The organism is Kitasatospora sp. NPDC056181 (assembly GCF_042266225.1).
In the GTDB taxonomy this organism is placed as follows: domain Bacteria; phylum Actinomycetota; class Actinomycetes; order Streptomycetales; family Streptomycetaceae; genus Kitasatospora.
Map to the genome: position 1 here is coordinate 39497 of NZ_JBHJUK010000025.1, position 20700 is coordinate 60196.

The 20700-nt window shown below is 74.3% G+C and carries 17 protein-coding genes; 10 read left to right on the top strand and 7 right to left on the bottom strand.

Annotated features, from left to right (window positions below):
• Nucleotides 1-204: 204 nt before the first annotated feature.
• Nucleotides 205-1362 carry an acyl-CoA dehydrogenase family protein gene (locus ACFC1F_RS12770; protein ID WP_376157689.1) on the bottom strand — a complete coding sequence of 386 codons (1158 nt, stop codon included), beginning with the start codon at nt 1360-1362 and terminating at the stop codon, nt 205-207.
• A gap of 159 nt (nt 1363-1521) precedes the next feature.
• Here ACFC1F_RS12770 and ACFC1F_RS12775 point away from each other — a divergent pair, with 159 nt between their 5' ends.
• Nucleotides 1522-2721, top strand: coding sequence for a TetR/AcrR family transcriptional regulator (locus ACFC1F_RS12775; protein ID WP_376157691.1), 1200 nt, complete (start codon nt 1522-1524; stop codon nt 2719-2721).
• 150 nt (nt 2722-2871) lie between these two features.
• Here ACFC1F_RS12775 and ACFC1F_RS12780 read toward each other — a convergent pair whose 3' ends face one another.
• Nucleotides 2872-3192 (bottom strand): hypothetical protein, encoded by a 321-nt coding sequence (locus ACFC1F_RS12780; protein ID WP_376157693.1) that lies wholly within the window; start codon nt 3190-3192, stop codon nt 2872-2874.
• Nucleotides 3193-3547: 355 nt separating this feature from the next.
• Between ACFC1F_RS12780 and ACFC1F_RS12785 the strand changes: the two genes are divergently transcribed.
• From ACFC1F_RS12785 to ACFC1F_RS12810, 6 genes are all read left to right on the top strand, one after another.
• Nucleotides 3548-5452 carry an ATP-binding protein gene (locus ACFC1F_RS12785; RefSeq protein ID WP_376157695.1) on the top strand — a complete coding sequence of 635 codons (1905 nt, stop codon included), beginning with the start codon at nt 3548-3550 and terminating at the stop codon, nt 5450-5452.
• Between the two features lie 189 nt (nt 5453-5641).
• Nucleotides 5642-8014, top strand: coding sequence for a hypothetical protein (locus tag ACFC1F_RS12790; RefSeq protein ID WP_376157697.1), 2373 nt, complete (start codon nt 5642-5644; stop codon nt 8012-8014).
• A gap of 104 nt (nt 8015-8118) precedes the next feature.
• Nucleotides 8119-8772, top strand: coding sequence for a DedA family protein (locus ACFC1F_RS12795; protein WP_376157699.1), 654 nt, complete (start codon nt 8119-8121; stop codon nt 8770-8772).
• A 127-nt stretch (nt 8773-8899) separates the two neighbouring features.
• A complete protein-coding gene (locus ACFC1F_RS12800; RefSeq protein ID WP_376157701.1) occupies nt 8900-10780 on the top strand; it encodes a threonine/serine exporter family protein in 1881 nt (626 codons plus the stop codon).
• A 258-nt stretch (nt 10781-11038) separates the two neighbouring features.
• Nucleotides 11039-12106: a hypothetical protein gene (locus ACFC1F_RS12805; protein ID WP_376157702.1), complete on the top strand. Its 1068-nt coding sequence runs from the start codon at nt 11039-11041 to the stop codon at nt 12104-12106.
• A gap of 217 nt (nt 12107-12323) precedes the next feature.
• Complete coding sequence (locus ACFC1F_RS12810; RefSeq protein ID WP_376157703.1) at nt 12324-13727, top strand: NlpC/P60 family protein; 1404 nt, start codon at nt 12324-12326, stop codon at nt 13725-13727.
• Between the two features lie 225 nt (nt 13728-13952).
• Here ACFC1F_RS12810 and ACFC1F_RS12815 read toward each other — a convergent pair whose 3' ends face one another.
• Nucleotides 13953-14516, bottom strand: coding sequence for a dihydrofolate reductase family protein (locus ACFC1F_RS12815; protein WP_376157705.1), 564 nt, complete (start codon nt 14514-14516; stop codon nt 13953-13955).
• 383 nt (nt 14517-14899) lie between these two features.
• On the opposite strand from ACFC1F_RS12815, the gene ACFC1F_RS12820 reads away from it, so the two are divergent.
• On the top strand, nt 14900-15427 hold the full coding sequence (locus ACFC1F_RS12820; RefSeq protein WP_376157707.1) for a GNAT family N-acetyltransferase: 528 nt from the start codon (nt 14900-14902) through the stop codon (nt 15425-15427).
• Between the two features lie 125 nt (nt 15428-15552).
• Nucleotides 15553-16866, top strand: a complete 1314-nt coding sequence (locus tag ACFC1F_RS12825) for a GNAT family N-acetyltransferase (RefSeq protein ID WP_376157708.1) — start codon at nt 15553-15555, stop codon at nt 16864-16866.
• 112 nt (nt 16867-16978) lie between these two features.
• Here the strand turns inward: ACFC1F_RS12825 and ACFC1F_RS12830 are convergent, their stop codons facing one another.
• Nucleotides 16979-17749, bottom strand: coding sequence for a TetR family transcriptional regulator (locus ACFC1F_RS12830; protein ID WP_307853230.1), 771 nt, complete (start codon nt 17747-17749; stop codon nt 16979-16981).
• Nucleotides 17750-17760: 11 nt separating this feature from the next.
• Entirely contained in the window at nt 17761-18126 is a 366-nt protein-coding gene (locus ACFC1F_RS12835) for a hypothetical protein (protein ID WP_376157710.1), read from the bottom strand.
• A 190-nt stretch (nt 18127-18316) separates the two neighbouring features.
• Here ACFC1F_RS12835 and ACFC1F_RS12840 point away from each other — a divergent pair, with 190 nt between their 5' ends.
• A complete protein-coding gene (locus tag ACFC1F_RS12840) occupies nt 18317-18859 on the top strand; it encodes a GNAT family N-acetyltransferase (RefSeq protein ID WP_376157712.1) in 543 nt (180 codons plus the stop codon).
• Nucleotides 18860-18952: 93 nt separating this feature from the next.
• On the opposite strand, the gene ACFC1F_RS12845 is transcribed toward ACFC1F_RS12840, so the two are convergent.
• Entirely contained in the window at nt 18953-19432 is a 480-nt protein-coding gene (locus tag ACFC1F_RS12845; RefSeq protein ID WP_376157714.1) for a macro domain-containing protein, read from the bottom strand.
• Between the two features lie 9 nt (nt 19433-19441).
• The gene (locus ACFC1F_RS12850) at nt 19442-20692 is read right to left on the bottom strand and encodes an MFS transporter (RefSeq protein ID WP_376157715.1); all 1251 of its coding nucleotides are present in this window, start codon (nt 20690-20692) and stop codon (nt 19442-19444) included.
• Nucleotides 20693-20700 lie beyond the last annotated feature (8 nt).

A 20700-nucleotide genomic window follows, 5' to 3' on the forward strand; every position in this document is an offset into this window, starting at 1 on the left:
CGGGGGGGGGGGGGGGGTGGTTTGGGCGGCCCTGCCCCCCGGGCCCCCCACCTTCCGGGGCGGGGGGGGGGCCGGGGGGGGGGGGCCCCCCCGCCGCCCGCACCTGCGGACGCCGCCCCCACCTCACGCGACGTCCGCACCTCACACGACGTCGCACCCCTCGAACGACGTCCGGGCCCGAGGGCCTGTTCGAGGACAGGCCCTCTACAAGCCGAGCGACTTGGCGATGATGCTGCGCATCACCTCGCTGGTGCCGCCGTAGATCCGGAACACCCGGTTGTCGGTGTAGAGGCGGGCGATCGGGTACTCCAGGATGTAGCCGTAGCCGCCGTGCAGCTGAAGGCACTTGTCGATCACGCCGGACGCCGACTCGGTGCAGAAGAGCTTCGCCGCGGCCGCGTCCGCGACGGTCAGCCCGCCGTGCTGGTAGAGCTCCAGTGCGCGGTCGACCATCGACTGCTGGGCCACCACCTGGGCCTCGCAGTCGGCCAGCGTGAACTTCGTGTTCTGGAACTCGGCCACCGTCTTGCCGAAGACCTTGCGGTCCTTGACGTACTGGATGGCGAACCGGACCGCCGCCGCCGAGGCCGCGTACGCGCCGACCGCGATCGCCAGCCGCTCCTGCACCAGGTTGTGGGTCAGGTAGGAGAAGGCCCTGCCCTCCTCGCCCAGCAGGTTCTCCACCGGCACCTTGACGTCGCTGAACGCCAGCTCGGCCGTGTCCGAGGTGCGCAGGCCGATCTTCTGCAGCTTGCGGCCGACCGTGTAGCCCTCGGAGGCCGTGTCCACGCAGAGGATCGAGAGGCCGGCCCGGCGGTTCTCCGGGTCGTGGGGGGACGTCCGGCAGATCACCAGGACGAGGTCCGCGAGCACCCCGCCGGTGATGAAGGTCTTCGCGCCGTTGAGGACGTAGTGCGTGCCGTCCTCGGAGAGCCTGGCGGTGGTGGTGATGCCCGCGAGGTCGGAGCCCGCGCCGGGCTCGGTCATCGCGATGGCCGTCATGATGTCGCCGGAGACGAAACCGGGCAGCCACCGCTGCTTCTGCTCCTCGGTGGCGTACTCCAGCAGGTACGGCAGCACCAGGCCGGTGTGCACGCCGGAGGAGCCGAAGCTGACGCCCGCGCGGGCGGTCTCCTCGGCGATGACCGCCTGGTACTTGAACCCGCTCTCGCCGGCGCCGCCGTACTCCTCCGGCACCTCGATGCCGTAGATCCCGAGCGCGCCGAGCTTGCGGTAGAAGTCGCGCGGCGGGTGGCCGTCGGCCTCCCAGCTCTCGTAGACGGGCACGACCTCGTTGGCGACGAAGTCCCGGATGGTCTCCCGGAAGGCCTCGTGGTCCTCGGTGAACACGGTGCGGCGCACGACGGCGCTCCCTTCGGTGGTACCAGGTGATCGCTCCACAAGTTATTCCCGGGTAGCTTCGGCTGTCCAGGGTCGGAGGACCGTGATTCTCCCATGATCAATGCTGGTATTGCCGGCCTCGGGCCCGCTGAAGTGAATCCTTGCTAGCCTGTGTGCGACATGGGACGACAGCTGGGGCGAGGGGGTGCGGGCATGGTGGTGCGACGGCCGCCCGCGCCGGCCCGGCAGGCGCAGATCCTGGCCGTGGCCGCCGAGCGCTTCCACCGCAGCGGGTACCACCAGGTGTCGATGACGGAGGTCGCCGCCGGGGTGGGCATCACCGCGCCCGCCCTCTACCGCCACTTCCGGGGCAAGCCCGAGCTGCTCGACCGGGTCGTGCGGCTGGGACTGGGCGAGCTGACCACGGCGCTCCACGCGGCCGGCTCCACGGAGGCCGTCGGCGCCGCGCTGGCCGCGGTCGCGGTCGGGCACCGGCCGCTCGGCACGCTGATGCAGCGCGACGCCCGGCTGCTGCCGCCGGCCCGCCGGGCCGCGCTCCGTGGCGAGCTGCGCGCGGACGCCGCCCTGATGGCCGGGGTGCTCCGCGCCGAGCGGCCCGAACTGCCCCCGGCGGACGCCGAGTTCCTCTGCTGGTCGGCGCTCTCGGTCTGCTCGGGCCTGTCCTACCAGTCGGCCGTGCCGCAGCCGCGCCGGGCCGAGCGGCTGTTGCGCGAGCTGGTGGCGGCGGTGCTCGCGGTGTCGCTGGACGGCGCCGCCCCGGACCCCCGGACGGCCTCGGCCGTCGCCGGGCCGCGACCGCAGCCGCGCCGGGAGGAGCTGCTCGCCGCGGCGGTCCGGCTCTTCCACCGGCACGGGTTCGACAACGTCAGCACCGACCAACTCGGCGCCGAGGTCGGCATTTCGGGGCCCAGCGTGTACCGCCACTTCGCCAGCAAGCAGCAGTTGCTGGCCGCCTCGCTGGTGCGCAGCCGGGAGCGGCTCTGGCACGAGGTGGCGGGAGCGATCGACGCTGCGGCCGGGCCGGCGGCGGCGCTGGAGGCCGGGCTGGCCGCGTACGTGGGGTTCGCCCGGCACAACGGCGACTACCTGGGCGCGATGCTGAGCGAGACCGAGCGGCTGGCCGCACCGGACCGGCGGGCCGCGGTGGACTTCCGGCGGGACTTCCTGCGGACCTGGGTCGACCTGCTCCGCCGGGTGCGCCCGGAGTGCGATGCGGCGGAGGCCCGGATCCGGGTGCACGCGCTGTTCGCCCTGGTCAACGACGGGGTGCGGAACCGCCCGTACAGCGAGCGGCCGGACCTCGGGGACTGCCTGCGGCGGCTGGGCCGGGCCGTCCTGGGCGTGCCCGCGCAGACGTGAGCGGGTGCCCGCCCCCATGTGCGGGGGCGGGCACCCGGCCCGGCGCCCGGTACGTGGGGGCGGGCGATGCGCGGGGGCGTTCCGGGGGCTTCCGGGGGTTCCTGCTCCCGGGCTTTTCCCGGAGGCTGCCCGGGTGCTCCCCGGGTGCGCCTAGGAGAAGACGTGCGGGTACACCTTGGCGGCGAGGTTGCCGTTGCCCTGGAGGGCGCCGATGTCGCCGGCGTTGCCGGTGACGGCGAGGCCGTTGTTCTGGTTGGCGGCGCCCGAACCGGTGGCCGTCTGCTGGGTGTTGACCACGTTGCCGACCACGTTGCCGATCACGTTGTTGGAGCCGGTGTTGCTCACGACGCTGCTGTTGGAGTGGTGGTCGGCGCCGGCGCCGTTGTCGGCTTGCGCGGTGGCGGCACCGAAGCCGACCAGGAGGAAGGCCCCGAGGGCGGTGACGGCGGCGGCTGCGCGGATACGGGACACGTTGGTCTCCCTGAAGGGTGGTGTGCGAAAAATGGCGCCTTCCGGAGTGGCCGCTCCGTGGCGCCGGTGCCTGACGTCGCACGACCAGCATTCATCAGCGCCGTGGACGAACTCCACCAAACGGGTGGCAATTCGCCCGATGGTGTCATGAAGGCGGCAGGTCCGAAGCGTGTGGGGTGAGCGCGCCGGGTTGCACGAACCGGGCCGGATCCGCCCGTACGCAGTGGAGTTGGCGCATCCGGACGGCGCGGAGCGGGCCCGCCGGGCGGTCCTCGCGGTCAATGCCGGGTTGACCGGCCCCTGGTCACCAGAAAGAAATGGTCGCCGGATAGTCGCACTGGCACACTGGGGACCCATGTCTGAAGGTCTCCCGCCCGACCCCGTGCCCGCCGAGGATCTGCGTACGACCGAGGTCGATCTCGGCGGACTGGTGAACGTCCTCGCCACCCACCTCTACTCCACCCCGCTGGTCGCCCTGCGCGAACTCGTCCAGAACGCCCACGACTCGCACACCCGGCGCCTGCTGGAGGACCCGGACGGCGACCACCGGCCGATGATCCGGGTGCGGGCCGACGCGGGCCGGCGCACCGTCAGCATCGAGGACACCGGCGCCGGCCTCACCGAGCCGGAGATCCACGCCTACCTCGCCACCGTCGGCACCGGCTACACCCGGATGCTGCGCGAACTGACCGGCAACGAGGAGCTGATCGGCGCCTTCGGCCTCGGCTTCCTCTCCGCCTTCTCGGTCGCCGGCCAGGTCACCGTCACCACCACCTCGCACCGCGAGCCGCTGCTCGGCCACCGCTACCGCAGCTTCGGCGGCGAGCAGTACAGCGTCGAGCCGGCCGCCCCGCGGCCCGGTGGCGGCACCGTCGTCGAACTGTCACTGAAGGACGAACACGCCCACCTCGCCGACGAGCACGCGCTGCGCGAGGTGCTCGGCCGGTACTGCGTGCTGCTGCCGATCCCGGTCTACGTCGGCGACGACGAGCAGCCCGTCAACGCCGTCCCGGTGCCCTGGCGCCGGCCCTCCGAGGGCGACCAGCACGCCGCCCGGATGCGGTTCGCCACCGCCTTCGGCCGCCGCTTCGAACCGCTCACCGCCTTCCCCGTCCACCCCGCCGGGGGCGACAGCGACGCCGCAGGACTGCTCTGGGTCCAGGACGGCGGCACGTACGGCAGCAGCGACAACCGCGACCTCGCCGTCTACCTCCGCGGCATGCTGCTCGCCGACGACGCCCGCGACCTGCTGCCCAGCTGGGCCGGGTTCATCGGCGGCGTGGTCGAGTCCAGCCGGCTCACCCCCACCGCCAGCCGCGAGGACCTCCAGCGCGACGAGCACTACCGCGCACTCCAGCGGGTCCTCACCGACGCCGTCGTCGACGGCCTCTACGAGACCGCCCGGCTGCGGCCCGCCGTCTGGCGGCGCATCCTCGCCCGCCACGGCCAGGACCTGCTCGGCGCCGCGCTCTGCGACGACCGGCTCTTCACCCTGCTCGCCGACGACGTGCCGGTGCCCACCTCGCAGGGCGACCTGACGGCCGGCGCGCTGCGGGCCGCCGGCGGCGGCGCCGTGCACGTCGCGCTCGGCGGCGGCGGCGGCTTCGAGGAGATGCTCTACCGGGCGATGCAGGTGCCGATCGCGCGCGGCGACCGCTACGCCGTGCTGCCGTTCCTGCGCCGCTACGCCCAGCTGCGGGACTGCCGGATCGTCGAACTGGGCAGCGAGCGCGGCAACCGCGAGCTGTTCCGCGACCCGGAGCGCCCGCTGCCCGCCGAGGAGGCCGCCTGGCTGGCCGGCGCCCTGGCCGACCCGGGCGAGCAGCTCGTCCCGGCCCGGTTCGAGCCGGCCGGCCTGCCGCTCGTCCTCGTCCCCGACCGGGAGGCCGAGCTGAAGGCCCGGATCGAGGACGACCAGGCGGACGCCCGGATCCCGTCCGCCGCACTGCGGCTGGCCCGGGCGTTCACCGCCCGTACCGACGGCGAGGTCAAGGCCCGGCTCTACCTCAACCTGGCCAGCCCCGCCGTCCAGGACCTGCTCACCGCCTACCGCGACGGGCACACCGGCAGCGCCACCGCCGCCGGGCTGCTCCGCTCGCTCAAGGTGATCATGGCGGCGGCCTCGGCCGGCGGGGGCGGCGGTGACCTCACCGGGGCACTGGCCGGCATCGGCACCGCGGTCTCCGCCCTGACCGCCGCCGTCCCGGCCGGCCTGCCGGGTGTCCCGGACAGCCCGGGCGGCCTCACGGACGAGGGCTGAGTCGGCGGCCGGGTCCGCCGCCGGCGCGACCGCCGGCGGACCCGCGAACGGAATGTCAGAGGCCACGGCCACACTGCCGACCAGCACGGCGCACGACCCGCAAGGGGGAGACGGAAGCGGCATGAGCGAGCGAATCAACGGAAGGCGCACGCCGGGCGGGGCGACCGCCGGACGAAGCGAGGTGGGCGCATGAGCACCGACATCTGGGCCTGGGTACGCGAAACCCACGAGCAACTGGCCGAGGCAGGCCACCGGCGGCTGGCCGACGCCGTCTACGAGTTCCCCGGCCACGCCAACGAGGGGCGCAACGAGCAGCTCGACGCCGTCTACCCGGAGGCCCTGGCCGCCGCACGGTCGCTCGGCCTGCCCTGGGTCGAGGTCTACCTGCGGCACTGGCGGATGCAGAACCTGCTGAACAAGCGCCACCAGGGCGAGCAGGCCCTGCCCGAGGCGGTCGACCTGCTGGAGTTCGCCCACCGCGAGGAGACCGCCGACTGCCCGCAGTCGGTCTGCGTGGTGCAGGACTTCGCGATCTGCCACGCCCGGGTCGACGGCCCCGGCTACGTGCCCGAGCGGCTCGCCGTGCTGAGCGAGACCCTGGAACGGATCGAGCCGTCCCGGGCCTGCTTCGACTGCCTCTCCCGGGAGTACTCCGACGCCCTGGAGGACGACGGCCGCCCTGGCGAGGCGCTCGGCCACCTGGACACCGCGGCCGCCCGGATGCAGGCGGCCGGCCAGCGGCTCTCGCTCCACTTCCACCACGCCCGGGCCGGCACCCTGCACCTGCTCGGCCGCCACGAGGAGGTGCTGACCCTGCTCGACACCTCCGAGCAGGCCGAACGCGCCCGCGGCCGGGAGATCGACGACAGCGACCGGCGCTGGGGCGCCCTCGCACGGGCCCGCGCGCTCGCCTCCCTCGGCCGCACCGAGGAGGCGCTCGCGCTGCTGCCGGGCCTGGAGGAGGCCGAGCGCCACGCCGACCTGCGGCCCGCCTGGACGGAGACCGTCGAGCTGCTGGTCGCGGCCGGCGCGTGGGAGAACAACGCCGAGCTGGGCGCCGCCGTGGCCGGCTGGGTCGGCTACCTCGACGGCACCGGGTCGCACCGCCCCTGCGTCAACCTGCTGCTCGCCGCCGGGCGGCTCGCCCTGGCCCGCCACGCCCGCACCGTCGCCCTCACCCTGGCCGCCACCGGCGAACGCAAGCTCACCCAGCTGCGCCGCACGGACGGCGTCTCCGAGGAGGTCGCCGCGCTGCGGGCCGCCGCCGAGGCGCTGCCCGTCCCGGCGCTGGTGGTCCCGCCGGCGGGGCTGCTCGCGTACCTCGGCGCGGCGGGCGTGCCCGTCGAGACCGGCGCCGACCTGCTCGCCGCCGCCCTGGACCAGTGCCGGCGAGGGCAGACCGGCCGGGGGCAGGCCGACGCCACCGAGGTGGCGGTGCAGCTGGCCGGGGTGCTGGGCAGCCTCGGCCACGCCCGGGCCGCCGCCGACCTGCTCTGGGAGCAGCTGGACGCCGACCCGGCGAACGAGCAGCTGAGCGGCATGCTCGGCAGTGCCCTGATCGAGGCCCGGGACGAGGACGGCGTGCGCCGCCTGGCCGACCGGCTGGCGTCGGCCGGCCCGGCCGGCGGCCACTGGGTCCGGGCCCGCTGGGCCGCCGCCGAGGGCCGCTGGGCCGAGGCGGTCGAGCTCTGCGAGGCGATCCTGGACGCCCACCCGGACCGGATCAACACCCGACGGCTGGCCGCCGCCGCGGCCACCGAGCTGGGCGACCACACGCGTGCGCAGCGGTTCCACCAGGAGATCCTGGAGCACGCGCTGCCCGCCGAGGGCACGCCGGAGGAGGAGCGGCACCGTACCGTCCAGGAGCCGGACCTCTGGCACCTGATCACCGCCGCCACCGCCAACCGGGACTGGGCGGTGGTCCGTTCCACCGGCGCCCTGCTCGGCCTGGACTTCGACGAGCCCGAGGGCCCGGTGGACGAGGAGTGGCAGCTGGTGACCGTCCGGGCCACCCGGACCAACGGCGCCACCGCCGACCTCCCGGCCGTCCGGACCGGCCCGGCCACCGCCCGCATCCTGCCGGTGCTCGGCGACGACGTGACGCTCAACCACGGCGACGTGGTGGTCTTCGCCCCGGCGCTGCTGGAGGAGCCGCCCGCCGAGGACGCACCGGAGGAGGAGCGGCGGCGCTGGCGCCCGGTGTTCGCGCTGCTCACCCTGCTCGACCCGGCCGGCTACACCACCTACTGGGTGGACGGCGGCTGGCCCGGGGACGAGGCCTGGGCCGTGCTGCGCGGGGAGCTGCAGGAGGCCGGCTACGCGGTCTGGGCGTACAGCGGGGAGCAGTACAGCATCACCGACCCCGCCGACGACGGCGACCTCCTGCCCGGTGTCTACGCCGCCGTCGGGGTGCCGCCCACGGCGCACGCCGCCGAGGCCGACGCCCTGCTGCACCGGCTCACCCGCGGCTGGCCGCATCCCCTCGCCTGGCTGGACCTGGCCAAGGCGGCGGGCGCGGACACCGGCCGGCACGAGGAGGTCATCGAGCGGTACGGGCTGTAGCGCGGAAGCGGGCCGGTCCCGGGGCAGACCCTCTGGTTTAGGCGTACTTGGCAAATGCTTTACTGTTTCATTGCCAAGAGTCGACCTCCAGGAGTGTCTGCCCCGTGACCAGCCTCGCCCTCGGCCCGTCCTGGCTCGATCCGACCCATCTGATCTCCACGTTCGGGCCGATCGGCATCATGGCCATCGTCTTCGCCGAGTCCGGCCTGCTGATCGGCTTCTTCCTCCCCGGGGACTCGCTGCTCTTCACCACCGGCCTGCTGCTGGCCGGCGGCACCTACCTGCACCAGCCGCTCTGGCTGGTCTGCGCGCTGATCGTGGCCGCCGCGGTGGCCGGGGACCAGGTCGGCTACCTCTTCGGCCGCAAGGTCGGGCCGAGCCTGTTCCGGCGCCCCGACTCCCGGCTGTTCAAACAGGAGAACGTGGAGAAGGCCGCCGCCTTCTTCGACCGGCACGGCCCCAAGGCGATCGTGCTGGCCCGCTTCGTGCCGATCGTGCGGACCTTCACCCCGATCGTCGCCGGGGTGAGCAGGATGAACTACCGCACCTTCGTCGTCTTCAACGTCGTCGGCGGCGTCCTCTGGGGTGCCGGCGTCACCGTGCTCGGCTACTTCCTCGGCCGGATCCCGTTCGTCCGGGACAACATCGAGGCGATCCTGGTCGGCATCGTGCTGCTCTCGGTGGTGCCGGTGGCGGTCGAACTCCTGCGCGCCCGCCGGGCCGGCACGTCGGCCCCGGCCCACCACCGCGCCGGGTAGGCACCCGCGGGCCCCGGCGCCCGCCGCGACGTACATGTGCGTCCGGCAGTTCGATCAGGCAAGGTGTACCCGAGATCGGACGGCGGCCCGGTGACCCCGGCGCCACCAGGGGCGGCAAGGAGCGGAAGTGCCTAAGCGGGGCCGACCGGGCGGAGGCAGGCGGGCCAGGGGCGGCAAGGGGGCCCGGCAGGCGCGTCAGACGCGTCCGGCGCCGGGGTCGCAGCCGCTCCACCCCTCCGACGCGCCGCCCACCGAGGGGCTGCTCGGCCACCCCGCCCCGGCCGTCGAGCCGACCACCGTGATCCCGCTCGTCCCGCCGGTCACGGAGACCAGGGGACTGCTGAGCCCGGAGCCCGCCGCCGAACCCGGGCGTGCGCCCGTCGACGCGGAGCCGGGGACCGCCGACGTGGAATCCGGTCCGGTGACGGCCGGGTCCGGTCCGGCGGCGGTGGAGGAGTCCGAGCGGCTCGCCCCCGTCCACCGCCGGCGGTCGGTCGCCGAGGACACCCTCACCCCCGAGGAGTGGCAGGCGGCCGGCTACACCCCGCCCACCGGCATCGCCGTGCCGACCCTCCAGCCCGGCGCCCCCGGCGATGCGCCCTGGCCGGACCGGATGCGCACCCTGCTGCGCACGCCGATGACCGAGCGCCCGGCCTTCGAACGCACCGCGCGCGAGCTGCACCCCTCCGCCGCCCGGAACGTCCCGCGCATCCTCGACCTGACGCTGCGGATCGGCGAACTGCTGCTGGCCAGCGGCGAGGCCGCCGAGGACGTCGAGGCGGCCATGCTCGGCATCGCCCACGCGTACCGGCTGGACCGCTGCGAACCGCAGGTCACCTTCACCCTGATCGGCATCTCGCACCAGCCCTCGCTGGTCGAGCCGCCGGTCACCGCGGACCGGGTGGTGCGCCGCCGCACCTCCGACTACACCCGGCTGAACGCGGTGTACGAGCTGGTCGCCGACATCACCGCGGAGAAGGTCAGCGTCAACGACGCGTACCGCCGCCTCGCCCTGATCCGCCGCAACCGGCACCCGTACCCGGCCTGGCTGCTCGCGCTGAACACCGGGCTGCTGGCCGGCGCGGCGACCTTCCTGGTCGGCGGGCGGATGGACGACAAGGGGTGGCTGGTCTTCGCCAGCGCCTTCATCGCGGCCGTCCTCGGCGACCGGCTGGCCTCGCTGATCGCCCGTCGCGGCCTGCCGGAGTTCTACCAGTTCGTGCTGGCCGCGATGCCCGCGGCGGCCTCCGGCATCATCCTCTCCTTCAACGACTGGGACCTGCACGGCTCGGTGGTGATCACCGGTGGGCTGTTCGCACTGCTGCCCGGGCGGGCCCTGGTGGCCGCCGTCCAGGACGGCCTGACCGGCTTCTACATCACGGCCGCGGCCCGCCTGCTCGAAGTCATCTACCTGGTGGCGGGCATCGTCATCGGCGTGATGCTGATCCTCTACCTCGGGGTCGGCTTCGAGGCCAAGCTCCGGCCGGACGAGAGCCTGGTCGGGGTGAACTACCCGCCGGTGCAGATGATCGCCGCGCTGGTGCTGACGCTGGCCTTCGCGATGCTGCTGCAGACCGACCGCCGCCTGCTCGGCATGGTCACCCTGAACAGCGGCATCGGCTGGTCCAGCTACGGCGTCCTGGTCTACAACGCGCAGGTCTCGCCGATCGTCGCCACCGGCGTGGCGGCCGGCCTGGTCGGCCTCTTCGGCCAGCTGATGGCCCGCTACCGGTACGGCTCCGCGCTGCCGTACGTGACCGCGGCGATCGGTCCGCTGATGCCGGGTTCGGCGCTCTACCTCGGCATGCTCTCCTTCGCCCAGGGCCACTCCGCCGCCGGCATCGTCCAGATCACCCGGGCCGCCGCGATCGCCCTGGCGCTGGCGATCGGAGTGAACCTCGGGGGAGAGATCGCCCGGCTCTTCATGAAACTGCCGGCCGGCGCCGAACTGCTGCCGCCGCAGCCCGTCGTGCCGCGCCGGGCGGCCAAGCGCACCCGCGGCTTCTGACCGACGCCGGCCCGGCGCGCGGCGTACGGACCCGGCGTACGGACCCCGGCGTCCGGCACGGCGTACGGACCCCGGCGTCCGGACCTCGGTGGACGGACCTCGGTGGACGGATCCCGCGCCGGCTGCGGTCGCCGGACCGCACGCCGTGCTCGTTGGAGGGGTGTCGGCCGGGGACGGTACGCCGCACCCGCCGGCCGGTGGCGGCCCGGGCCATGTCGCGGCACGCACGACGCAGGACCAGGAACGAAGGTAAGACGCATGACCACACTGCTGGACGGCTACCGCGAGCACATCGTCGCCGCGCACAAACAACCGCTGTTCCTGCTGCTGGTCGGGTTCATCACCTCCTTCGTCTTCATCCGGTTCAGCGTGCGGATGATCAGGGCCCAGGTGCGCTGGTGGCCCGGCAACGTCACCCCCGGCGGACTGCACATCCACCACATGGTGTTCGGCCTGGGCTTCCTGCTGGTCGGCGGCATCGGGGTGTTCGCGACCTACGGCGGACACCCCTGGATCGACGTGTTCGGGCTGCTCTTCGGCATCGGCTGCGGTCTGGTGCTGGACGAGTTCGCGCTGATCCTGCACCTGGACGACGTCTACTGGGGCGAGCAGGGCCGCAAGTCGGTGGACGCGGTCATCTTCGGCATCCTCTTCACCGCGCTGCTGCTGGTCGGCTACGTGCCGCTCGGCGTGGTGCCCAGCCAGGAGACCAGGTGGGGGCTGGTCACGGTGATCTCGGTGAACATGCTGGTCTCCATGGTGGCCCTGCTCAAGGGCAAGGTGTGGACCGGCCTGCTCGGCATCATGGTGCCCGGTATCTCCTGGATCGGCGCGATCCGGCTGGCCCGGCCCAGCAGCCCGTGGGCGCGCTGGCGCTACGCGACGCGCCCGCGCCGCCGGGCGCGCGCGATCCGGCGCGAGCGCCGTCTGCACCGGCGTGCGGACATCGCGCGGACCTGGCTCTTCGACCTGATCGCCGGCGCCCCGGACAAGGTCCCGGCCAACCACCCCGCCGCCCACCGGGTCGCCGAGCGGATGGCCGCCCGGGCCACCGCCCACCTCGACGCGCACGAGGCCCGCGCGCTGGCCCGGCGCTCCGCCCGGCTGGCCGACCGCCGCTCGGCCGCCGCCGCGGGGCCCGGACCCGGCACGGGCGCCGCCGTCCACGGGGCCCGCGAGCCCGGCACCCGGCGCGGAGCCCAGCAGCGCCGGCGCACCGTCCGGGCGGGGCGCAGCCGCACCTACGCGGTGGGCCCGACCGGCCTGGAGCCGCGGCCCGGCCGCCACCCCCACCTGCGGCCGCACACCCGCCGGATCCGCCGGTAGTTCGCATACCCCTTGCGTCCGGCCGGAGTTGAGACCCGGTCGGATCATCCGACGGGTCACCCGGCCGGCCGTGCGGGCTTGGAACGGGAAAGCCGCCCGGCTTGAGAACATGGCGATGCGTAAACGATTCGTCACGTGATGGGGCGCTTTGCCGGGTTTGTGCGACCTGCCGGCCACCCGGCGGCGGCCCGTCCGCGACCTTGAGAAGGGATGTCTCGTGGTGCGCAGGCTGCTGCCGACCCTCCTGTTGTCCCTCACCGCCCTGCTCGGGCTGATCCCCGCCGCCGCGGCGCTCCCCGCGCCCGCGCCCCTCCCCGCCGACCCGGACCGGGCCCCGGGCGCCACGGCGGCCGACGAGGCGTACCCCTCCACCGAGGCCGTCGACCGCGCCCGCGCCGAGGCCGACCGCCGGGCCGCCACGGTCACCGCCGTCGAGGCCGGGCTCACCGCCGCCAAGGCCGAACTCGACCGGACCGGCCGGGTCGCCGAACAGGCCGTGGAGGCCTACAACGGCGCCCAGCTCGTGCTCACCCGCGCCCGCGCCGAGGAGTCCGCCGCGATCGGCCGGGCCGCCTCCGCCGAGGCCGACCGGGCCGGGGCGGCCGAGGACGCCGCCGCGCTGGCCGCCGAAACCTACCGCCAGGGCGCCACCGCCGAACTCTCCGCCATCAACGCCCTGATCGGCGCCCGCGGACCGCGCGAGGCCGCCGACCAGGCGGCCGTGGTCGGCGTGGCCAGCGACCGCACCCGGCAGATCCTCGACGCGGCCACCTCCACCGCCGCCGCCGCGACCCGGGCCTCGGCCGCCGCGCGCGCCGCGACCGAGGCGGCGGAGAAGGCCGCGGCCGAGGTCGGAGCGGCCCGGGACCGGGCGGAGTCACGGCTCGTCGCCCAGCAGAACCAGGTGGTCACCACCGGCCGGCGCCGCGAACAGCTCCTCACCGAGCTCGCCGCCGCCCGCCACACCACGGTCGAGCTGGAGCGGCAGCGGCGCGAGGCGCTGGAGGCGATCGCCGCCCGCGAGGCCGAGGCCGCCGCCCGAGCCGCAGCCGAGAAGGCCGCGGCCGAACAGGAGGCGGCGGAGAAGGCCGCCGCGGAGGCCGCCGCGGTCGCGACCGAAGCCGCCCGGGTCGAGGCCGCCGAGGCCGAGGCCGCCGGGGCGGAAGCGGCGAAGGCGGAGGCCGCCAAGCCGGAGGCCGCGAAGGCCGCCGGGGGAGCCACGCCCGGCCCGTCGCCGGCCGGGAGGCCGTGGTCGGAGGAGGGCGCGGCCGCCGCCGTCGCCTTCGCCCGCTCCAAGATCGGCCTGCCGTACATCTGGGGCGGTGAGGGCCCCGGCGGCTACGACTGCTCGGGGCTGACCATGATGGCCTGGCGCCAGGGCGGCCGGCAGCTCAACCACTTCGCCGCCGACCAGTACGCCCAGAGCACCCCGATCGGCTACCGCCGGCTCCGCCCCGGCGACCTCGTCTTCTGGACCGACACCGGCCGCGCCGCCGACATCCACCACGTCGGCCTCTACATCGGCGACGACCAGATGATCGAGGCCCCGCGTGCGGGCATGCCGGTCAAGCAGGCCAGCCTCTGGATCATGGGCACACCGGACTTCTACGCCCGCCCGTGACGGCGCCGGGCCGGCCGTAGGGTCCCGAAAGCCTTGGCAGAACCTCACGGCGGTTGGCAGGCCTTCTGGCAGACATGCCACTGCCACTGCCACTGCCATGAGCCTTGCAGTTCAGGGGCTTCACCCGTTCCGGGTGGCTCGGGCGGCGGTCCGGGTCACCCAGGTCCGGGTCACCCAGGGGGTGTCACCCGCGGAGCACACGGCCCGTGACTCCCGGACGGGCGCTCACCGCCTCGTCTCGTACCTGGTCAGGATCACGCCGCAGGGAAGCGTCCGCGTCTCCACCAGGTTCAGGTTCACCCAGCTGTCCAGCACGGTGAAGAACGGCGTGCCGCCGCCCACCAGGACCGGCGCGGTGGCCAGCACGTACTCGTCGATCAGCCCGGCCCGCATGGCCGCCCCGGCGAGCGTCGCGCCGCCGATGTCCATCGGGCCGCCGTCCTCGGCCTTGAGCCGGGCGATCTCGGCGACCGCGTCGCCGGTGACCAGGCGGGTGTTCCAGTCCACCTCGTCGATCGTCGAGGAGAACACCACCTTCGACATGTCCCGCCAGCGGCGTGCGAACTCGATCTCCGCCGGGGTGGCGTCGGGCTGCTGGTCGCCGGTCGGCCAGTAGGAGCTCATCGTCTGCCACAGCTTGCGCCCGTACAGCGTCAGGTCGGTCGCCTGCAACTGGTCGGACCAGAACTGGAACAGCTCGGCGCTCGGCACGCTCCAGCCGATGTCGTCGCCGGGCGCGGTGATGTAGCCGTCGAGGGTCAGGTTCATGCCGTAGATCAGTTTCCGCATGGCGCCGGCCTTCCGTGAGTCGGTCTCGGGCGTCACCTGTAGTCCTCGTGCCCGGTGGGTCGGCCGCAGACTCATCGCTCCGCCGAGGAAATGGCATCGACCTGAGGCTGATCTTGGGTGACATCGCGGTGAGACGACCGAGAACCAGCAGGTCACAGCGAGGCCGGCCGGGGCGCCGTCCTCCGCACGGACGAGGAGCTCGCCCACGTACGCGCCGGCCGCATCATGCCCGCCCGACGCGTGCCCCGGCCCGGGTTGCCGGAGGGGTGGAGGGGCAGGACTGTCGGAGGGGGCCGCGCTGTGGGAGGGGGGCCGGGCCGTCGGAGAGGGCCGGGCTGTCGGAGGCCCGCCGTACGATGACCGCCCCTTGAAAGGAGTCCGGGATGAGGCTGCGCAACGTCGAGCCGGGGGATGTCGGCGCCTACGTCAGGATGCGGTGCGACCCGGTGATGATGGCCGATCTGGGCGGTCCCCTCCCGGTGGAGGGCATCGCGGACAAGGTCCGGCGGGACGTCCAGGCCGCCGTGGCGGACCGGTCGTGGATCAAGATGATCGTCCCGGACGGGGCCGCGCCGGGTGAGGTGGCCGGGTGCGTCACGCTCTGGTCGCAGGAGGAGGACGGCACGGCCTGCTCCGAGATCGGCTGGATGGTGCTGCCGGAGTTCCAGGGGCGCGGCCTCGGCAAGGCGGCCGTCCGGGCCGTGCTCGACGAGGCGGCCCGGGACGGCCGCTGGGGCGCGGTGCACGCGCATCCGGCGATCACCAACGGGCCGTCCAACGGGATCTGCCGCACCCTCGGGTTCCGGCTGGCCGGCGAGCGGGAGGTCGACTTCGCGGGCCGGCTGCTGCGGGTCAACCACTGGGTGCTCGACCCCGGGCACGGTGCTCCGGGCGGTGCGCCCCGGCCGTGACCACCGGCCCGCGGCAGGGCGGAACCCCGCGGCGCGCACCGGCCCGTTCACCGGCCCGTGAGCCCGGTGCGAGCAGCGGCGAATAATCGGATGCCGTCCTCGGAGGCCCGCCGTACCGTGGGCTGATGGGCAACGAAGCGAACGGCGGGACCGGCGATCCCGGTAGTGGCCGAGTCGAGGAGTGGACCGACACGGTCGGCGGGATCGAGATCCGGCCGATCGCCGAGGACGAGGTCGAGGACTGGGACCGGGCGCTCGTCCTGGGCTTCCTCCGCCCGCACGTGGAGAGCGCGGCGGACTACCGCCGGCAGCAGTGGGAGCCCGGGCGGATGCTCGCGGCGGTGGCCGAGGGCCGCTTCGTCGCCACCTACCGGAGCTTCGACGTCGAGCTGACCGTGCCCGGCGGGGCCGTCGTCCGGGCGGACGCGATCACCGCCGTCACCGTGTCGGCCACCCACCGCCGGCGCGGACTGCTCAGCCGGATGATGACGTGGGACCTCGCGGCCGCCCGCGAGCGCGGCGCGGCCGTCGCCATCCTGATCGCCGCCGAGTACAACATCTACGGCCGCTTCGGCTTCGGCCCGGCCACCCGCGGCCACGGCTGGAACGTCGACCTCCAGCGCACCCGCGGCCTGCGCGAGGGCCTGCCCACCGTGCCCGGCGGGCGGGTCGACTTCCTCACCATGGACGAGCTGCGCAAGGTGGGCGCCGAGCTGCACGACCGCTGGCGGCTCACCCAGCCCGGCGCGCTCGCCCGCGACGAGCTGTGGTGGAAGCGCCACACCGGCGCGGTCTCCGTGCCGGGCTTCGACTGGAAGGAGCCCTTCGCCGCGGCCCACCGGGACGCCGAGGGCAACGTCACCGGCCTGGCCGTCTACCGGGTGGACGACACCTGGGACGGCAGCTACCCGAACTGCACGCTCACCGTCGTCGACTTTCTCGCCCTGGACCGGGGCACCGCCGCCGAGCTGTGGCGGTTCCTGTTCTCGGTCGACTGGGTGCGCAAGGTCGTGATCGAGAACATCGGCCCGGACGACCCGCTGCCGCTGCTGCTCCAGGACCCGCGCGCCGCCACCCCGTACGTGGACAACGCCGACTTCACCTGGCTGCGGGTGCTCGACGTCGAGGCCGCCTTCAACGCCCGGACGTACGGTGCGCCCGGCCGGGTCGTGCTGGAGGTCGAGGGCAACGACGGCCACGTCGCCGGCCGGTGGGCCGTCGAGGTCGCCGCCGACGGTACCGGCCGCTGCACCCGCACCACCGACGAGGCCGACCTCGCGCTGAGCGAATCGGTGCTCGGCTCGCTCTACCTGGGCGGCGAGACGGTCCCGCGGCTGGCCGCGGCCGGCCTGGTCACCGAGGTGCGGCCGGGCGCCGCGGCCGCGGCCGACCTGCTGCTGCGCACGCCACTGTCCGCCTGGACCCCGGACAACTTCTAGCCGGGCCCAGCCGGGCCCGCCCGAGGTGCCGGAGCACCCGGGCATTCGACGGCCGGGTGCTCCCGATCTCGGGAGCGCCCGGCCGTCGAATTTTCTCCACGGTGCAGGCGCCTTACTTGACGGCGGTTTTCCCGATGGTGGGCAGGATGAAGTCCTGAATGAGGCCCTTGGCGTCGCGGACGATCGGCCGGAATACCCGATAACGCGAGAGGTTGATCACCCGGGCCGCCATGGGGGTGGACCGGCGGACGAATTCCCGGGTCCGCTCGGTGTCCTCGGTCCGGTCGAAGACCCAGTAGAGGACCACGACCATCAGGTGCAGCCAGAGCACGTCGGGCAGCAGCTCGACCAGCTCGGCGTCCAGCTTGGGGGCCAGCTCGGAGCCCTGCAGCACGTCGCGGAACAGCTCCACGGCGGTGGCCCGGGCCGGGTGGGACTCGTTGGAGAACGGGCTCAGGGAGCTGGTCGGGTCGGCGGCCGTGCGGAAGAACTGCGCGGCGAACTCGTGGTACGGCGCGGCCGTGTCGAGCCAGGAGGTCAGCGCGATTTCCAGTCGCTCGGCGAAATCCCGCGTATGGGCCATGCGATTCCTGGCGTCCGCCGCATGGTCGTACGTCATTCGGTCGTAGAATCCCTGGATCAGAAATTCCTTCGCCGAAAAATAATAGTAAGCATTTCCCACCGAAACGCCCGCCTCGGTGGCGATGGCGCGCATGGTGGTCTTCTCGTAGCCGCGTTCCTGGAACAGCCGCATCGCGGTTTCCAGGATCAGGGCCCGGGTCGCCTCGCTCTTGTCCGTCTTCGGCTGGGCCCTTCCGCCGGGGAGCTCCGCCGGAGCAGGGGTACCGGTCGCGAGGCTGTCGCTGTTGCTCGACTTCTCCACGTCGGCCGACCCTACCGGGCCACGGCCAGGGCGCCCCTGGCCGTGCCCTTGCGTACGTGAACGTTCCCGGCCGGCGAGAAGCGGTCGTGGGCGTTGCCGACCGGGACGTCGGACCCGGTGGCGACGGCGCGCAGGGTGGTCATCTCGCCGCGGTGTTCCTGGAACAGCCGCACGGCCGTCTCCGGGAGCAGGGTCAGGGTCTGCCCGCTCCTGCCGCTCTTCGGCCGGGCGCTGCTGCCGTGCACCTCGGCGGGGGGTGCCGCCGGGGCCGTCGGCGCAACGGCCGCATCCGTGGGGCTGTCGGTGCCGCCGGTGCCGGTCGTGCCGCCGGTGCCGCCCGTGCTGTCGGGTCCGTTCGTCGCTGCCAGGTCGTCCACGCCCCGAGCCTAGGCCCTGTCGGGATGGTCAGTTCCAGCCGGTATCGGTGCGGGCGGCACCGGATGCCCCCTCCGCATCCGGTACCGCCGCTCCGCCCCCGTTCATTTCGAACGCGTTCAAAAGCACGGGTGTGACTCTAGGGGGTGAGGTTGAACGGGTTCAAGTCGAGGCGTGTGGGAGGCTCGTCACATGAACGCCACCATCCGCCGCGGCACCGCGCACGACGCCGAAGCCGTCGCCGACCTGCACGCCCTCAGCTGGCGCACCGCTTACGTCGGCATCGTCCCGGACCAGGCGCTCGGCGACGGGATGGCGGCCGAGCGGCGCGAGCTCTGGGCGCTGCGGCTGACCGCCGACTACGGCGAACCCGCCAACACCCCCGAGCTGCTGATCGCCGATCAGGCCGGCGACGCCGTCGGCTTCGCGTACCTGGTGCCGCAGCAGGACGGGCGGGTCCTGCTGGACAACCTGCACGTCCGGCCCGGCCGTACCGGCGGCGGCATCGGCCGTGCACTGCTGGACGCGGCACGGGCGCACGTCGCGCGGCGGCACCCCGGCGCCGATCTCTACCTGGAGGTGCTGCGCGACAACACCGGGGCCGTCGCGTTCTACGAGCGCGAGGGCGGCCGCCGGACGGCGGAGCAGGAGGGCGTCTTCCCGGGCGGGTACGTGCTGCCCGAGTACGAGTACACCTGGTCGTTCACACCCGCCCCGGAGCCGGCAGGGGCCTGAGTCGCCGGCAGGCCCGGTCGACTGTCGGGCCCCGGCCGACCGGCGGGCCCCGGCCCCTGGTCGGCTGTCGGGTCGGGCCCCCGCGAGCGGGTGCTAGTCGAAGTCGTAGACCGTCACCGGCACCCCCCGGTCCACCAGCCGGGCCGTCACCAGCGGCTCGACCCGCTCCCAGCGCCCGCCCGCCAGCCCGCAGCCGATCCGGGGCATGTGGACGGAGGCGCCGAGCGCGAGCGCCTGGTCGGCCAGCGCCGTCAGCGCGGTGTCGATCGCCTCGTACCGCACCGGCGCGCCCGTCGAACGACCCGTGCGGATGCCGCGCTGCCCGACCAGGTTGGCCACCCAGACGTACGGCTCGACCTGCACGAACTGCGCGGCGCCCAGGCCGAAGTCGTTCTTCGCGCGCTCCCGGTGCCAGCGCCGGAACGCCGCCTCGGGCTCCGGCCAGCGCCGCGACACCGCCAGGACGAACCCCTTGCCCCAGCCGCCGAGGTCGTTGCAGACGTGCGCGATCACCTTGACGCCCTTCGCCTGCGGTGCGGTGGCGTCGCCGCGGATGTAGTTGATCGTTGCCATGACCGGACGCTAGCGCGTGGCACCGACCGGCTGTTCGGAATTTCCGCGCACCACGGCGGTGGCGCCCGGCACCCGCAGGTGGCGGCGGCCCGCCAGCGCGATCAGCAGGGCGAGCATGGCGGCACCGGCGGGCAGCCAGTAGCCGGCGCCGGGCCCGGCGTGCTCGGCGACCGCCCCGGCAAGGGCCGCGCCGGCCGAGATGCCGACCACGATGCCGGACACGGCGACCGCCATGCCCTCGTTCAACTGCCGCTGCGGCAGCAGCTCCTGGATCAGTGTCATGCCGGTGACCATGGTCGGCGCGGTGCCCGTCCCGGCCGCGAACAGCGCGGCGCCGAGCAGCGGCAGCCCCGCCCCGCCCACCCCGGCGGCCAGCGGCAGGAGCAGCAGGACGGCCATCGCCGAGACACCGAGCAGGAAGCGGACCCCCGGCGCCCGCCGGGGCCGCAGCAGGCCGAAGACCAGCCCGGCCACGCAGGACCCGCCCGCGACCAGACCCAGCAGCCCGCCCGCCACCGGCTTCTGGCCGAGCGAGTCGGCGTAGGCCACGGTGGTCAGCTCCATCGAGCCGAAGACCACGCCGGTGGCGAGGAAGGTCAGCAGCAGCACCCGCAGCCCCGGCACCCGCAGCGGGGAGCCCTGGCGGGCGCCGGCCGGATGCCCGGCGAGCGGGGGTTCGGTCCGGCGCTGGGCGGCGAAGAGCAGGGCGCCGGCGGAGCCGATCACCCCCGCGGTGATCATCCCGGCCTCCGGCGCGACCGTGGTGCAGAGCACCATCGCGAGCACCGGCGCGGCCATGAAGCAGAGTTCGTCCAGCGCCTGTTCGAAGGAGTTGGCGAGGTGCCGGGCGGCCGGGTCGGCCCGGTACAGGTGCGCCCAGCGGGCCCGCGCCATGCCGCCCAGGTTCGGTGCCGCCGCACACGCCGCCCAGCAGGCGTAGAGGGTCCAGTCGGGTGCGCCGGCGCGGACGCAGAGCAGCAGGCCGGCGAACGGCACGGCGTTGTACAGCGTGGCCGGGACGGTGACGCGCGCCTGCCCGTACCGGTCGACCAGGCGGCCGATCAGCGGCATGCCGATCGCCCCGGTGGCCAGACCGGCCGCCGAGACGGTGCCCGCCAGCGCGTACGAGCCACGCCGTTCGGAGAGCAGCACCACCAGCGAGACGCCGGTCATCGACATCGAGAGCCGGGCGAGCAGCCCGGCGAGGGTGAACGCGGCGGTGCCGGGCAGGGCGAAGAGCCGTCGGTAGGAGGCGAGCACGGTACTCC

Excerpts from the sequence above, each read along its gene's own strand:
- ACFC1F_RS12775 (WP_376157691.1), top strand. The coding sequence starts at position 1,522 with ATGGGACGACAGCTGGGGCGAGGGGGTGCGGGCATGGTGGTGCGACGG.
- ACFC1F_RS12785 (WP_376157695.1), top strand. The coding sequence starts at position 3,548 with ATGTCTGAAGGTCTCCCGCCCGACCCCGTGCCCGCCGAGGATCTGCGT.
- ACFC1F_RS12790 (WP_376157697.1), top strand. The coding sequence starts at position 5,642 with ATGAGCACCGACATCTGGGCCTGGGTACGCGAAACCCACGAGCAACTG.
- ACFC1F_RS12805 (WP_376157702.1), top strand. The coding sequence starts at position 11,039 with ATGACCACACTGCTGGACGGCTACCGCGAGCACATCGTCGCCGCGCAC.
- ACFC1F_RS12815 (WP_376157705.1), bottom strand. The coding sequence starts at position 14,516 with ATGCGGAAACTGATCTACGGCATGAACCTGACCCTCGACGGCTACATC.
- ACFC1F_RS12820 (WP_376157707.1), top strand. The coding sequence starts at position 14,900 with ATGAGGCTGCGCAACGTCGAGCCGGGGGATGTCGGCGCCTACGTCAGG.
- ACFC1F_RS12825 (WP_376157708.1), top strand. The coding sequence starts at position 15,553 with ATGGGCAACGAAGCGAACGGCGGGACCGGCGATCCCGGTAGTGGCCGA.
- ACFC1F_RS12840 (WP_376157712.1), top strand. The coding sequence starts at position 18,317 with ATGAACGCCACCATCCGCCGCGGCACCGCGCACGACGCCGAAGCCGTC.
- ACFC1F_RS12845 (WP_376157714.1), bottom strand. The coding sequence starts at position 19,432 with ATGGCAACGATCAACTACATCCGCGGCGACGCCACCGCACCGCAGGCG.